We start from the raw sequence: 14,487 nt of genomic DNA on the forward strand, positions 1-14,487 counted from the left end.
ATGGATCAGGTGGCGCCGCTCGGACCGGCTTATCAGGCCGGTACGATGGCGGGCAACCCCGCGTCCATTTCGGCGGGCATCGCCTGCCTGGAAATTCTGCAGGGAGCAGGCGTGTACGAGGAGATGGAGAGACTGGCCATCCGCTTGACGGACGGGCTGAAGGAGTCGGCGGACCGCCACGGCATTCCGCTGACGATCAACCGCATCCGCGGCGCCTTCTCCACCCATTTCTGCGACCATCCTGTCACGGACTACGACGAGGCCCAGGACACCGACGGCGAAGCGTTCGCCAGCTTCTTCCGGCACATGCTGAACCGGGGCATCAATCTGGCGCCTTCGAAGTATGAAGCGTGGTTCCTGACCACGGCCCATACCGACGAGGATATCGACGCTACGCTTGAAGCGGCCGAAGCCTCCTTCCGCGCGATGAAGGAAGAGAGATAGGCAGCGCAGAGCCAATGTAAACGCCGCTCAGGGACAGACTTCGTCGTTCCTGAACGGCGTTTTTGACTCCGCTTGGGAAGGCCAGAGCCAGCGAAGCTGGCAACTACTCCAAGGATCAGGGATCGTCCGCCGTAACGGATGACAGAGGTCAGCGATATCCCTGCCAAACCTCCCTTTTTTCCCTGCCGAATGTACACGCAAAAAACGGCCGCCGCCCCGGTTACGCAAGCTGCAGCCGCCTTGATTTAATTTACACCTGTTTGCAGAAAATCATTCATTTCCGGATCATTTGTTTCAACGCTATTCCTCGTCCCGGTCGTACAGGCTGCGGATCGCCACGCCCTGCGGCAGCTTGAACGGATTCTCTTGATTGATCCGGTCATAGAACATGATGCCGTCAAGATGGTCCATTTCATGCTGAAAGACGATTGCCGTATAACCCTTGAACCGAAGCTGGACCTCCTTGCCCACCGCAAGATCATAGGCTTTTACCTTGACCGATTCATATCTTGGGACAAAGCCCTGAATCGGACGGTCAACCGACAGGCAGCCTTCGCCATCCGGCAAATAGACCATCGACAGGGAATGGCTGACGATCTTGGGATTGACCAGGGCATGCTCGATCAGTGCGCCATGCTCATCCTGGGTATACATGACGAACATCCGCTTGTTCAGCCCGACTTGATTGGCCGAAAGCCCTACTCCGGAGCGCAGCTTATACTTGGCCGCCGTCTCCTCGTCCTGGCTGTTCCTCAGGAACTGAAGCATACAAAGCAGCGATTCGCGGTCCTCCTCCGTCAAAGGCAGCTGAACCGGTTCCGTAACGGTGCGAAGCGCCGGATGCCCCTCTCTCACAATATCCTCCATCGTAATGACATAATCCCGGGTAAACTTTGCATCAGACACTGTTTTCTCCACCTTCGCTTCACTGATGTACTTTAAATACGCACTTGCTTAATCATTAATATATTTAAGGATTGATAAATGCGGTACGCAGCTGTGCGCTGTACTTCACATCGAAGCCCAGACCGGAGGCGAGAGCCGCCAGGGGCAGGTAGGTCTTAAGCTCCTTGCCTGACTTTTGCAAAAAAGCTGGGCTGCTTATCGCGATCTTCTGTCCGTTCACCTGCATCGTCTTGGAGCCGATTGTAATGACTACCGTCCGGCCGCCGTACACAATTGTCGCGCTTGCGTTCTTGCTGTCCCATTTGCCGCTTGCGCCCATCGCCTTGAGTACATCCCCGAGCGCCAGGAAATTCTGTCCGCCCCGCACGATCGGCTTGTTGGGCGTGTTCAGCTCGGTGCGGTTGACGACAATCGCCATCGGCCGCTGCGAAGCGGTGGGCGTCAGGAAAGTGCTTGGCACACGGTAGTCGCCCCATATCAGTTCAGTGAACGCCTTGGCGATCGTCTCATAGCCAAGCTGGGTCGGATGAAAATTGGAGTCGGCGATAATATGCGTCAGCGATCCCTCCTGCCCCGCAAACCGCGAGGCTGCATGAGCCACAAGCACCGGCGCGTCGCTTCGCGTTACGCTTGCGGCCAGACTGTCGACCGCTTGCGTAAAGCTCTCGGCGGCGCCCATCAGCTTCGCGTAGCTCTGGCCGGCATACAGCTGCGGAACGGGCTGATACTGGTCGGCAATGATGATCGTCGCATTCGGATTGACCGCTCTCAGGTTCTCCAGCGCGGCGGTGACGTTAACCTTATACACGTCCAGCAGCTCTTGTATACGGTTCTTCAGGTCACTTTCCGACATATCCTTGGCCTCTAGCAGCAGACTGCTCACATCATTGCCGCCGATGGTGATCGCGATCAGCTTCGCTTCCGCAATAGCCGCCTTGGTCTGCGCAGCCCTGGCCGCGAACGAGTCCAGACGCGGATCGGCAATACCGGGCTGGATGCTGTCAGCGGTAATGGGGGTGCCGTCCTTGATCGCCGCCGTATAATTTCGAAGCCCCGCAGTCGTCAGTCCCAGAATCCCATAATTGTCCAGCGTGGCGCGCTTGCCGTGAAACCATGCCTGCTCCAGCAGACGCTCCGAGTAGCCGTAAGGCTTGGAGCTTGAATTCATGCCCGGCTCGTAGCCTGCCGTAATCGAGTCCCCCAGCGTCACGATGCCGACCACATCCGGCTTTGCCGCTTCCGCGGCGGCTGACGAAGCGCTACGAGCTTCGATTCCCAGCAGCAGGGTTACAAGCAGCAGACAGATTGCCGCGGCTGTCCATTTGTTGCGCAAGTCGATCATTATATCCCTCCACGTCTGTTTTTATTTTTCCATTTCTTACATTCTATCATCCGAACTCGCTTGAAGATAGATTTGGGCGCCGAACTCCGCATATGCCGCCTCGCAGACCCGGACGAACCGGCGCCGATAACAGGGATCACGGGGAAAGGCTGACTGATCAAATAGCTGAGGGCAACGCTCCTCTATCAAAAAAGCCCGGGGACGCTGCGGCGCGGCCCCGGACTCTCGTTATGTTATAAATGCCCGGCCAAGGACCTCCGTTCACCTTCATGGTCCCGGCCATTCTATCCTTCGTCGCCGGAAAGCTCCTCTGCGGCCGTACCGGCATCGGCTCGGGAGACCGATTCTGAAGAGGTATCCTTTCGCTCCCCGGTCCGCGTCCGTTCCAGGTATTTATCATACCGGTCGTCCAGCTCCCGGGCGATTTCCCTGTACCGGTAAGTTTCCTCGACAATCGGATCGAGCGCGGTCTGAACGCGTATCTCGTATTTCGGAGATATGGGATGACGCCTCCCCGCTTCGCGGCCGCTCTCCTCAAGCTCGCCTTCGGTCAGCATCTCGCTCAAGCGGCGCTCCAAGTCTTCCTTCCCGTTCACCTTAACCCCGCCTCCTTCGCGTATGCTAGAATCCGGTCGCTCCCGCTTCTTTCAGGGAAGACAGAAGGTCTTCATGAATATGCCCGTTGGTGGCCAGGATGTGGCGCGTGCCGATATGATATGGCTCACCCCGCATATCGGTTACCGCTCCGCCCGATTCTTTGACGAGCAGCACACCGGCGGCGCAGTCCCAAGGGCTCAGGCCGGCTTCGTAGTAGCCGCTGACCCTGCCTGCGGCCACATAAGCCAGATGCAAGGCGGCGGAGCCCCCGGCGCGGACGCCGCGGACCTTCGGCAGGATGTTCTGGAAGGCAGCCAGGTTGGTCGGCTGGGCAAACTGCCGGTCCGGCGGAAAGCCAACGGCGATCAGGCTGTCGTCAAGCGAAGCTTCCGAAGAGACAGCCGTCTTGACGCCGTGCACGTAAGCGCCTTTTCCTTTTTCCGCTACAAACATTTCGTCGCGCACCGGATCATAAATAACGCCAACCGTCAATTCGCCGCGTACGGCAAGCGCGATGGATACGGCATAGAAGGGAAAGCCGTGAACGAAGTTAGTTGTTCCGTCCACCGGATCGACGATCCAGAGGTACTCGTTGTCCTTCAGTTCCTCCAGCGCGGCGGTTACAGCATTCGCTCCCGGCTCCACCCCCTCCTCGCCCAGAAAAGCATGATCGGGATAGTGCGTCATCACCAGTCTGCGGATCATCTGCTCCGCGCCCTTATCCACTTCCGTCACCAGATCGCGCGCCGATGACTTCGTTCCCAGCTCCTTGACCGTTCCTTGTCTGCTCTTGATATATTCCCCGGCTTTGGCAGCCGCATTGATGGCTACCGCCGTATAACCTTTACCGGATACGACATACGGCTCCCGCTCGTTACTGCTCTTAGGATTTAAAGAACTCATCTCTTCACTCCGCTTTCTTCAACTTGATAGCCGGGGCGCAGGGTTCCTTCGCAGCTCGCGGGGACCTGCCGTCCGGCCCGCTTGCTAACCTCCGATGATGTGATATCCACCATCCACATAAATCACTTCTCCGGTAATTCCGCGTGACAGATGGCTCATCAGGAACATCGCCGTATCGCCGACCTCGGCGACGTCCGTACTGCGGCGAAGCGGCGCCTTCTCCTCCACAACACGCAGAATCGAATTGAAGTCACTGATGCCTTTGGCGGCCAGGGTGCGGATCGGCCCCGCCGATACCGCGTTTACCCGGATATTGTCCGGGCCAAGGTCGCTCGCCAGATAGCGCACCGAAGCCTCCAGCGCCGCCTTCGCCACACCCATGACGTTATAATTGCGCATGACGCGCTCCGAGCCCATGTACGTCATAGTAATGATGGAACCGCCCTCAGTCATGAGAGGATGCAGCCGCTGAGCGACCGCGACCAGCGAATAGGCGCTGATATCATGCGCCAGCGCGAATCCGGAGCGCGAGGTGTCGGCAAAGCGGCCTTCAAGGTCCTCTCCCTTGGCGAAAGCGATGCTGTGCACAATACCGTGCAGCACCCCAAAGGACTCCTTCAGCTCCTCCGCCAGCTTGTCGATCTCCTCGTCGACCGTTACGTTGCACGGCAGAATCACTGAACCGGGAAGGGTCTCGGCCAGCTTGCGCACCCGTCCCTCCACACGTTCGCTTTCATATGTAAAGGCCAGGCGCGCTCCCTGCTCCGACAAGCTCTTGGCAATCGCCCAGGCGATACTGCGGTCGTTCGCCACGCCCATCACAACAATATTTTTTCCGGTCAGCAGTTCTCCCATTTTGTATGCTCCTTTAATTGTCAAGTTTTACGGGTAAACCGAAGTTTCCTTCAAAGTACCTCATTTGCCGCTGCTTATCAAGTCAGAGACGCCCTAATCGGCCCCTCAATACTAATGCTCGCTCCGTTTAGCACGGAAATTCCGCTCTTTGTTCCTTCCAGACCCTTAAGCGTCTCCATCAGCTCAAAGAGGGCTCCGTCCTTCGCCTTCGCTTCGATCATCACATCCACCGCCGGCGTATCGGCCGCGATCCGTCTCAGGAAAGCAAGCAGCGGCGCAGGCTCCACGCCGTCGGCATGGCTCCTCGGATCGGAAGGGCTGCGGGGACTGGACACGTGGATCTTGGGCGGAAGCGGCTGATCTGCCGGGACATCCTTCAAGGCAAGCGGCGTCCGCCAGGTCCGGCTGATTTCCGGCCACAGCTCCCAGGGAGATTCGCCTTCGTTATTTACCCACTGGTGATGGATATCCAGCACCATCGGCAGACCGAGCGTCTTGCAGACCTGAAGCGTCTCCACCGCATTGAACGTCTTGTCGTCGTTCTCAAGCGTGACGCGCTCCCGCATTTCCGGCGCAAGCTCCTGGAAGTGCTTGACGAACCGCGCCGCCGCCGAAGCCTTGTCCCCGTAGGCTCCTCCGATATGAATATTGTTCTTGGCCGTTGCCGGAAGCTCCATCGCGGACAGCATGTCCGTATGATGCCGCAGGTCTCGGACGGAGCTGGCCAGCACCTCGGGACGTGGGGTACTCAGCACGGTAAAATGATCGGGATGGAAAGACACCCTCATCCCGTTCTCCTTGATGTAACGGCCCACCTCGGCAAAATCATCGGCCAGCGCGGCAAACGGATTCCAGTCCTGAAGCTCGGGATGCGTAGCCAGCGGGATCAGCTTCGAAGTCATCCGGTACACCTTGATGCCGGACGCCCGGTTATGCCTCAGCAGCCTGAGCGTATTATGCAGATTGCCTCTGGCAATCGACTCAAGGCGGCGAAGCGCCGCCTCGCGGTCTTCCAGCTTGCTGAATGAAGCCATCGTCATCGTCCTGGACGGAGAACAATCCTTGATGACGGTGGACATCGCGACATAGCCGAAGCGGACGATCATTCCCGCTCCCCGAAGAACATCTCGTCAGCCAGCGCTGTCGTTACTCTCGATTCTTCCTCGTTCAGCTTGCGGACAAGCTCCATCTCGACCGCGGTGACTTCATGGCCCTGGAAATTGATCTCCGCAATGGACGCCGAGATTTTGACAATAGCCACGGCAATATTACCCGGCGTAAAGGCAATGACCTTCTGTCCGGTCGGAAAGATGCGGAACCCCTGCTTCAGCATTTTACAGCGTCCGTATTCCAGCAGTTCGTACAGCTCCTGTTCATTCTTGAATTTGCATACCGAATTAAATTCTGTTTGAAATCCCATAATCCCTTCTCCTTTCCGGCCGGATGATCCGCCTGTTGTTTATTATTGCTCGTTATCGTATTTCAAGCCCTGCTTGACCTGATATCGCTCAAGCGCAAGCGCGATCATGCGGTCCAGCAGCGCCTGGTAAGACAGACCCGTCTCGCGCCACAAGAGCGGATACATGCTGAACGGCGTGAAGCCGGGCATCGTGTTGATCTCGTTAATCAAAATTCTGCCGTCGGATTTGCGAAGGAAGAAATCGACCCGCGCAATGCCGCTGACCTGAATGGCCCGGAAAGCAACCAGCGCCATCTCCCGCAGACGTTCGGCGATTTCGGGATCGACGGAAGCCGGAATCAGCAGCTGCGATTTGCCGTCGATATATTTGGCCGCATAATCGTAATATTCGCCGGAGGAGATGATTTCTCCAGGAGCGGATGCCTCCGGCTCGTCATTGCCGAGCACGCTGACTTCCAACTCGCGCCCTTCAATGAACTCCTCGACAATAACCTTGGTATCGTAACGGAAGGCGGTCTCAATCGCTTTGACGAGGCTCTCCTTGTCTGCGGCTTTGGAGATGCCGACGCTGGAGCCGAGATTGGCCGGTTTCACAAATACCGGATAGCCAAGCTTATCCTCAATTCCGACAATCAGGTCGTGGCTCTTGTTCTTCCAGATGTTAGTAGTAAAATAACCGTAACGGCACTGCTCAAGTCTCGCTTCCGCAAAGAGCTTCTTCATGACGATTTTGTCCATGCCCACCGCCGAGGCCAGCACTCCGGCGCCGACATAAGGAATATTCGCCATCTCGAACAAGCCCTGAATCGTGCCGTCCTCCCCATTCGTGCCGTGAAGCAGCGGGAACATCACATCCACCGCCGCTTCTCCGCCCAGTCCGCTGAATACGGCGCCCAGCGCCTTGCCGATATCTTCCGGTGCTCCCTCCAGCTTAAGCTGCTCAGGCTGTTCGAACGGGGCGTTCAGCTTCTCCCCGATCTTCCACAATCCCTGCTTCGTAATATAGAAGGGCAGTATCTCGTATTTGTCGTAGTCGAAAGCGTTCATCACGGCAAAAGCGGTCTGCAGCGATACTTCATGCTCTCCCGATTTTCCGCCGTATACCAGACCCACTGTCAATTTTGCATTGTCCATTCCTTAACCTCTTTCCGAATTATAGATAATCATTAATGTGAAAAAAACGGTACACCGTCCTGTCGGTCCAGGCATAGGAGTCGCGGTAGTCCCAGTAGCGATGGCGGCTCGGCACCGTATGCGCGTTGACAAGCGGCATGCCGCCCGCGTCAAAGGCCGTAACGACCGTGCTGTGCTGAAAGCGGCCGTCTCCGTCCCAGTCATATTGGATAACGTCTCCCAGCATCAGCTGCTCGGGCCGCTCCACGGTTTCCGCGCGGAGGCCAAAGCGGCGCTCCCCGTCCAGATAGCGGCGCAAGCTGTCCGAGACAGCCCAACTGAAGCTCCACCCCTCCTGCCCGCCGACATAGCCTTTATACCACCAGCCCGTTTCTCTTTTACCAGTATAGTTGATCGGTGCCCCCCCTGCAAAGAGACATTGGGAGACATAATTCGTACAATCCACGGCGAATGTTTCATATTCCGGGTTGTTCTCGTTCCACCACCGGTCCGCGTACGCCGCCGCATCCTCCCGGCGATACCGGACATCGCGGACGGAAGGGCCGAGCACCCTGCGGCTCAGGAGCGGCCCCGGAACAGGCGGCTGGCCGAACGTCTCTTCAAGACCGGAGGAGATCTTCGCAGGAGCGGCGCCGGCGCCTCTTCTCGGCACTTGCTCCGGAATGTCCCGCTCGACACCGGCAACGCTCCACCCGGCTCCACCCTTCACGCTCGCAAAGGTCAGGCGCTCCCGCTCCACTTTGTCCTCGCGGTGCGTGATCCCGCCTTTTTCATAATAAAATGCGCTGTGCAGGGCCACCTCCGCGACGACGCCTCCCGATTCCCGCTGCGCCGACCGCAGCACCCTGACCCCCGTCTCGCAGCGCCGGGGCGTAATTCCCCTGTCCCTGTACCAATTCGCAATCCTCCGGCCGCGTTCCTGCTGCTTCGCCCGGATACCCGATTCGCTCAAGGCGCCGGTAAAGACATCCGTTTCGGGAATGACCCGGCTTTTGTTGCATTGATCGACATATACATACAGACTCTGCTTCCATTTCTGATCCATTGCCCATTCTCGCCCCTTCCCGCCCAGATAGATCCATCTGCCGCGCCCTGCGCGCTATCCGCAAGAACAACGCCTTAAGGAAATTCCCGGATCGAAGGCCTGGCTTCGCCGGGACAGTATGCTGCTGTACTATATATATGAGGCGGAGCGGGCGGCTATACGGACAATAACCTCACAAAAAGAAGTCCTAGACGCGAGGCTTGCTCCAATATTTTGCCGTGAAACAAAGGCCGGACGAGACGCGGATTTTTCAAATAAAATGAAGGAAAAAACTTTACTAGGTCTCCTGCAACCGTTATACTAAATAGACAGAGATAAATATGAAATGGAGTTTCATCAGATGAAACAAGGAGGCAAATTCATGCCAAGCAAGGACAATTTCAATCTCGTCCGCTCGCTCACGTCGGGCGGCAAGACGTACCGTTATTACGATCTTCAATCCCTTGAACAGCAAGGGCTCGGCAACATCTCTTCCCTTCCGTTCTCCATTAAAGTGCTGCTTGAGGCCGCCGTCCGCCAGTTCGACGGAAGAGCCATTACGGAAGAGCATGTCAAACAGCTCGCCGGGTGGGCCGGCGACATCGACCGCGGCAAGGAAATCCCCTTCATTCCGGCGCGGATCGTGCTGCAGGACTTCACCGGCGTGCCGGTGGTTGTGGACCTTGCGGCCATGCGCGACACCGTGAAGAAGGCCGGCGGCGATCCGAAGCAGATCAACCCGCTCGTTCCGGTCGACCTCGTTATCGACCATTCGGTTATGGTTGACGCCTTCGGCACCAAGGATGCGCTGGAATACAACATGAACATTGAATTCGAACGCAATGAGGAACGCTACCGCTTCCTGCGCTGGGCGCAGACGGCGTTCAACAATTTCCGCGCCGTTCCTCCGGCAACCGGCATCGTGCATCAGGTCAACCTGGAGTATCTGGCTTCGGTGGCGGCCACGAAGACGGCGGACGGAGAAACGACTGTATATCCCGACTCCCTGGTCGGCACGGATTCCCATACGACGATGATCAACGGCCTTGGTGTTGTAGGCTGGGGCGTCGGCGGCATCGAGGCGGAAGCCGGCATGCTGGGGCAGCCGCTTTATTTCGTAACCCCTGACGTCATCGGCTTCAAGCTGACGGGCAGCCTGGTGGAAGGCGCAACGGCAACCGATCTGGCGCTGACCGTTACCCAATTGCTCCGCAAAAAAGGCGTGGTCGGCAAATTCGTCGAATTCTACGGCCCCGGCCTTGCCAACATCAGTCTGGCCGACCGGGCAACGGTCGCCAATATGGCTCCGGAATACGGCGCGACAATCGGCTTCTTCCCTGTCGACGACGAAACGCTCTTCTATCTGCGCAGCACGGGCCGTTCCGATGATCTGGTCGAGCTGGTGGAGCAGTATTACAAAGCTCAAGGCATGTTCCGCACGGCGGAAACGCCGGACCCGGTATTCACCGATACCATCGAGCTGGATCTTGCCTCGGTCGTACCGAGCCTGGCCGGACCGAAGCGTCCGCAGGACCGCATCGAGCTTGCTCATATGAAGGAGACCTTTGAAGGCATTATCCGCACTCCTGTCGACAAGGGCGGTTACGGCCTCAGCGACGAGAAGATTGCGCAAAAGGTCGAGCTTCTGCATAAAGACGGCAGCAAAAGCGAGCTGAGCACCGGCGCCGTTGTCATCGCGGCGATCACAAGCTGTACGAACACCTCCAATCCGAGCGTTATGCTTGGCGCGGGCCTGCTGGCGAAGAAGGCCGTAGAACGCGGCCTGACCAAGCCGGGCTATGTCAAGAGCAGCCTGACGCCGGGTTCGCTGGTCGTGACGGAATATCTGGAGAAGGCGGACCTGCTGAAGCCGCTGGAAGCGCTCGGCTTCTTCGTGGCCGGCTATGGCTGCGCCACCTGCATCGGCAACTCCGGCCCGCTGCCGGATGAGGTCGCCCAGGCGGTTGCGGTGAATGATATGACCGTAGCGTCCGTCATTTCCGGCAACCGGAACTTTGAAGGACGCGTACACGCCCAGGTCAAGGCGAACTATCTTGCTTCCCCGCCGCTGGTTGTAGCCTATGCGCTCGCGGGAACAGTCAATATCGACCTGCAGAATGATCCGCTCGGCTACGATCCGCAGGGAGAGCCTGTATACCTGAAGGACATCTGGCCGACCAGCGCCGAGATCCGCGAAGCGATCCAGTCGTCGGTCAGCCCGGAAATGTTCCGCAGCAAGTACGAGCATGTCTTTACAGCCAACGAACGCTGGAACGCGATTCCCGTTCCGGAAGGCGAATTGTACGAATGGGACGAGAATTCGACGTACATTCAGAACCCGCCGTTCTTCGAGCATCTGGCGGACGGCCTTGGGGACATCACGAACATCGACGGCGCCCGCGTGCTCGCTCTGCTGGGCGATTCCGTAACGACCGACCATATCTCGCCTGCGGGCAATATCACGACTTCCGGCCCTGCGGGCAAGTACCTGAGCGAGCATGGCGTAGAGCGCAAGGACTTCAACTCCTACGGCTCCCGCCGCGGCAACCATGAAGTCATGATGCGCGGAACGTTCGCCAATATCCGTATCCGCAACGCGGTCGCTCCGGGCACGGAAGGCGGGGTCACCACCTTCCTGCCGACCAACGAAGTCGTGCCAATCTATGACGCTTCCATGCGTTACCAGGCGGCCAAGCAGAACCTGATCGTCATCGCAGGCAAGGAATACGGCACGGGCAGCTCGCGCGACTGGGCGGCCAAGGGCACATTCCTGCTGGGCGTCAAGGCCGTCATCGCCGAGAGCTTCGAGCGGATTCACCGCAGCAACCTTGTCGGCATGGGCGTGCTGCCGCTTCAGTTCCAGGAAGGCCACAGCTGGAGCAGCCTGGGGCTGACAGGCCGCGAAACCTTCGACATCACCGGACTTGGCAATGATGTGCAGCCCGGACAGGAGCTGACGATTACCGTTACCCGCGAGGACGGCACCCAGTTCGAATTCCCGGTCACCGCGCGTCTGGACAGCATGGTCGACGTCGATTACTATCATAACGGCGGCATCCTGCAAACGGTGCTGCGCCAAATGCTGGCTGACGCTTCACCTGCTGCCGCAACGAAGGAATAAACCAGAAGGCGGGCAGGACGTATTTCCGCAGGTCCGCTTCCGGGCCTTGCCCGCCATACCTGCCGCATTACGAAGCTGTCCCCCAAGTGTGCGCACCGGCACTGGACGGGAACAACCCAAAAATGACCTCATCCTCCACCTTGCGTGGATTATGAGGTCATTTTTTATAGCCGAATGACTATTCAAAGCGGGGCTTTATATCACCCAGTCCCAGGTAAATTCCTGCGGAAACTCCTGCGGCGCCTGGCCCTTGATAATCAGCTCGGGGTTCTTCACGGTTACTTTCGCGCCGGGCGGCACGGATTTGAAGATAGATACATTGCTGCCGATCACAACCCCTTTGCCGATAACGGTATCTCCGCCCAGAATGGATGCGCCGGAATAGACCGTCACATCGTCCTCCAGCGTCGGATGGCGCTTTTTCCCGTACATCAAATGCCCCTCTCTGAGCGACAAGGCTCCCAGCGTCACCCCATGGTAAATCTTCACCCGGTCCCCGATCACCGTCGTTTCCCCGATGACCACTCCCGTACCATGGTCGATAAAGAAGGAACTGCCGATCTTCGCTCCCGGATGGATATCAATTCCTGTGACGCTGTGCGCATATTCGGTCATAATTCGGGGAATCAGCGGGACAGACAGCACCTCCAGTTCATGAGCCATACGGTAGACCCCCACCGCGAATAAGCCGGGATAGGAAAAAATGATTTCGCTTAAATCATTGGCGGCCGGATCTCCATCGAAGGCGATCTGCGCATCCGTGGCCAGCACGCTCCGAATACGCGGGATTTCCGCCAAGAACTGATGGATAATTTCCTCAGCCTCGGACTTAATCTCCCGGTAGGAATGGGAATTCTGTCCCCGGCGGTACAGCAAGGCACGTCCAATCTGATCGGACAGCTTCTCCTGGATCTGTATGAGAACAGAGCCAATATGATACTCCATCGTCTCGTCGTTCAAGTCCTGCTTGCCGAAATAACCGGGAAACAGCAGCTCCCAGACCAGCTGTATGCTCTCGATTACCCGTTTCCGGCTCGGAAGCAATGAATAATCCAGCAAAGGATTAATCGGCTGTTCCCGGTAGCTGGCCGCGATCTCCGCAACGAGACGGTTCATTCGGTTGTCATTTATGCTGCTCAATGACTCACCCTCCTTCTCCCCTGCTCCAAGGCATGGGTCCGGCACCAGAAATCATTGGAATTGACCGGGCCTATGCTTCCATTCCCGTTACACATCAGCTGCGCTTCAGCTTGAGCAGCACTGACACTAGAGCGTCAATCTCTCCGCAGGTGTTATACAATGCCAACGACGGCCTTACCGCGCTCTCCAGCCCGAATCTGCGGAGAATCGGCTGGGCGCAGTGATGCCCGGAACGAACGGCGATCCCTTCATGGCTAAGGGCTTGGCCGACCTCCTCCGTCGTATATCCGGAGAGAACGAAGGACAGCACCCCCGCCTTATCCTTGGCGGTGCCGATGAGCCGAAGACCCGGGACGCGCGAGAGCGATTCTATGCCGTACTCCAGCAGGAAATGCTCATAGCGGTTAATCACGTCAAGACCGATTGCGGAGACGTAGTCCAGCGCCGCGCCAAGCCCGACCGCATCGGCAATATTTCCGGTTCCCGCTTCGAAACGGGCCGGAGCCGGATGAACGATGGTCTTCTCGAACGTTACATCCACGATCATATTGCCTCCGCCCTGATAAGGGCGCAGGGCCTCAAGCGCCTCGGGCTTGCCGTACAGGACGCCGATTCCTGTAGGGCCAAACACTTTATGGCCCGAGAATACATAAAAATCGGCGTCCAGCGCCTGGACATCCACTTTCAAGTGGGAGACGGCCTGCGCGCCGTCAACCAGCACTTTGGCGCCGTAACGGTGGGCCAGACTGACCATTTCCGCCACCGGAGTAACCGTGCCAAGCGCGTTGGATACATGGGTCAGGGAGACGAACTTCGTCCGGGAGCTTAATAGCTTGGCATATTCGTCCAGCAGAATCTGTCCGCTCTCATCGACCGGCGCGACGCGGAGCTTCGCCCCGGTCTCCTCGCAGACGAGCTGCCAAGGCACGATGTTGGCATGATGCTCCAGCCATGTAATAAGAATTTCATCGTCTTTCTGCAAATAATGCCTGGCGTAGCTGCTTGCGACCAGATTGATTCCCTCGGTCGCTCCCCGGACGAACACGATCTCCTTCGCGGAAGGGGCGTTCAGAAACCGGGCGGCCTTCTCGCGGGCGCCTTCATAAGCGTCCGTCGAGCGCGCCGCCAGCTCATGCGCGGCCCGGTGCACATTGGAATTCTCATGCTCGTAATAGTATTTGATCCGGTCGATGACGTGCCGGGGCTTGTGGGTTGTCGCGGCATTGTCCAGCCACACCAGCTCTTTGCCGTTCACCTTCTCCGCCAGAATCGGAAAATCCTTACGCACCGCGTTTACATCAAATGCCCCAAACGGCAACGAAGGCGCGGAAACGGCGGGAGGAGCAAAGCTGGCGGACAAGAACTCAACCGACGGCGCATAGCTGCCCGGCACAGAGCTTGTCTCTTGAGTGTCCAACTCGGACACGCCGGGAATTGCCCGCAGAAAGTCAGCCTCGGTCCATAGTCCATTGTACGGCTGCGCCGAAGGAGAAGAAATCTCCTGTACCGACGGAGCAAAGGTTGGCGTCGAAGGAACGGTATTCTGAACAGACGGCGCAACACCGGGAGCCGCTGAAGCGGCCTCGGCGGGCCCCTTCCGG

The 14,487-nt window shown here is 57.9% G+C and carries 12 protein-coding genes and 1 pseudogene; 2 read left to right on the plus strand and 11 right to left on the minus strand.

Annotated features, from left to right (window positions below; translation table 11 throughout):
• A pseudogene (locus L692_RS0112670) lies at positions 1-444 on the plus strand (aminotransferase class III-fold pyridoxal phosphate-dependent enzyme); the annotation flags it as partial.
• A gap of 300 nt (positions 445-744) precedes the next feature.
• Here L692_RS0112670 and def read toward each other — a convergent pair.
• From def to L692_RS0112715, 9 genes are all read right to left on the minus strand, one after another.
• Complete coding sequence (gene def / locus L692_RS0112675) at positions 745-1,311, minus strand: peptide deformylase (RefSeq protein WP_036723482.1); 567 nt, start codon at positions 1,309-1,311, stop codon at positions 745-747.
• A 103-nt stretch (positions 1,312-1,414) separates the two neighbouring features.
• Entirely contained in the window at positions 1,415-2,692 is a 1,278-nt protein-coding gene (locus L692_RS0112680) for a stalk domain-containing protein (RefSeq protein WP_025700373.1), read from the minus strand.
• A 284-nt stretch (positions 2,693-2,976) separates the two neighbouring features.
• On the minus strand, positions 2,977-3,288 hold the full coding sequence (locus L692_RS0112685; protein WP_025700375.1) for a hypothetical protein: 312 nt from the start codon (positions 3,286-3,288) through the stop codon (positions 2,977-2,979).
• A 25-nt stretch (positions 3,289-3,313) separates the two neighbouring features.
• On the minus strand, positions 3,314-4,192 hold the full coding sequence (locus L692_RS0112690) for an inositol monophosphatase family protein (protein ID WP_025700377.1): 879 nt from the start codon (positions 4,190-4,192) through the stop codon (positions 3,314-3,316).
• A gap of 84 nt (positions 4,193-4,276) precedes the next feature.
• Entirely contained in the window at positions 4,277-5,047 is a 771-nt protein-coding gene (gene fabI / locus L692_RS0112695; RefSeq protein WP_025700378.1) for an enoyl-ACP reductase FabI, read from the minus strand.
• Positions 5,048-5,124: 77 nt separating this feature from the next.
• On the minus strand, positions 5,125-6,153 hold the full coding sequence (uvsE, locus tag L692_RS0112700) for a UV DNA damage repair endonuclease UvsE (RefSeq protein ID WP_025700379.1): 1,029 nt from the start codon (positions 6,151-6,153) through the stop codon (positions 5,125-5,127).
• The gene (locus L692_RS0112705) at positions 6,150-6,467 is read right to left on the minus strand and encodes a hypothetical protein (protein ID WP_025700381.1); all 318 of its coding nucleotides are present in this window, start codon (positions 6,465-6,467) and stop codon (positions 6,150-6,152) included. The genes uvsE and L692_RS0112705 overlap by 4 nt, the downstream gene beginning before the upstream one ends.
• Before the next feature lie 42 nt (positions 6,468-6,509).
• Entirely contained in the window at positions 6,510-7,601 is a 1,092-nt protein-coding gene (locus L692_RS0112710) for a D-alanine--D-alanine ligase (protein ID WP_025700383.1), read from the minus strand.
• 19 nt (positions 7,602-7,620) lie between these two features.
• Complete coding sequence (locus L692_RS0112715; RefSeq protein WP_025700385.1) at positions 7,621-8,646, minus strand: amidase domain-containing protein; 1,026 nt, start codon at positions 8,644-8,646, stop codon at positions 7,621-7,623.
• Between the two features lie 361 nt (positions 8,647-9,007).
• Here L692_RS0112715 and acnA point away from each other — a divergent pair, with 361 nt between their 5' ends.
• Complete coding sequence (acnA, locus tag L692_RS0112720) at positions 9,008-11,746, plus strand: aconitate hydratase AcnA (protein WP_025700387.1); 2,739 nt, start codon at positions 9,008-9,010, stop codon at positions 11,744-11,746.
• 195 nt (positions 11,747-11,941) lie between these two features.
• Here the strand turns inward: acnA and L692_RS0112725 are convergent, their stop codons facing one another.
• Positions 11,942-12,886, minus strand: a complete 945-nt coding sequence (locus tag L692_RS0112725) for a serine O-acetyltransferase (RefSeq protein ID WP_025700389.1) — start codon at positions 12,884-12,886, stop codon at positions 11,942-11,944.
• 94 nt (positions 12,887-12,980) lie between these two features.
• A partial coding sequence (locus L692_RS0112730) for a family 2A encapsulin nanocompartment cargo protein cysteine desulfurase (RefSeq protein WP_025700392.1) occupies positions 12,981-14,487 on the minus strand: 1,507 nt, incomplete at its 5' end.

It is taken from the genome of Paenibacillus forsythiae T98 (assembly GCF_000520735.1).
GTDB classification, from domain to species: domain Bacteria; phylum Bacillota; class Bacilli; order Paenibacillales; family Paenibacillaceae; genus Paenibacillus_AQ; species Paenibacillus_AQ forsythiae.

Bases quoted from the DNA above. Each gene is read 5' to 3' on its own strand.
- def (WP_036723482.1), bottom strand. From the start codon at position 1,311: ATGGAGGATATTGTGAGAGAGGGGCATCCGGCGCTTCGCACCGTTACG.
- L692_RS0112680 (WP_025700373.1), bottom strand. From the start codon at position 2,692: ATGATCGACTTGCGCAACAAATGGACAGCCGCGGCAATCTGTCTGCTG.
- L692_RS0112690 (WP_025700377.1), bottom strand. From the start codon at position 4,192: ATGAGTTCTTTAAATCCTAAGAGCAGTAACGAGCGGGAGCCGTATGTC.
- fabI (WP_025700378.1), bottom strand. From the start codon at position 5,047: ATGGGAGAACTGCTGACCGGAAAAAATATTGTTGTGATGGGCGTGGCG.
- uvsE (WP_025700379.1), bottom strand. From the start codon at position 6,153: ATGATCGTCCGCTTCGGCTATGTCGCGATGTCCACCGTCATCAAGGAT.
- L692_RS0112705 (WP_025700381.1), bottom strand. From the start codon at position 6,467: ATGGGATTTCAAACAGAATTTAATTCGGTATGCAAATTCAAGAATGAA.
- L692_RS0112710 (WP_025700383.1), bottom strand. From the start codon at position 7,601: ATGGACAATGCAAAATTGACAGTGGGTCTGGTATACGGCGGAAAATCG.
- L692_RS0112715 (WP_025700385.1), bottom strand. From the start codon at position 8,646: ATGGATCAGAAATGGAAGCAGAGTCTGTATGTATATGTCGATCAATGC.
- acnA (WP_025700387.1), top strand. From the start codon at position 9,008: ATGCCAAGCAAGGACAATTTCAATCTCGTCCGCTCGCTCACGTCGGGC.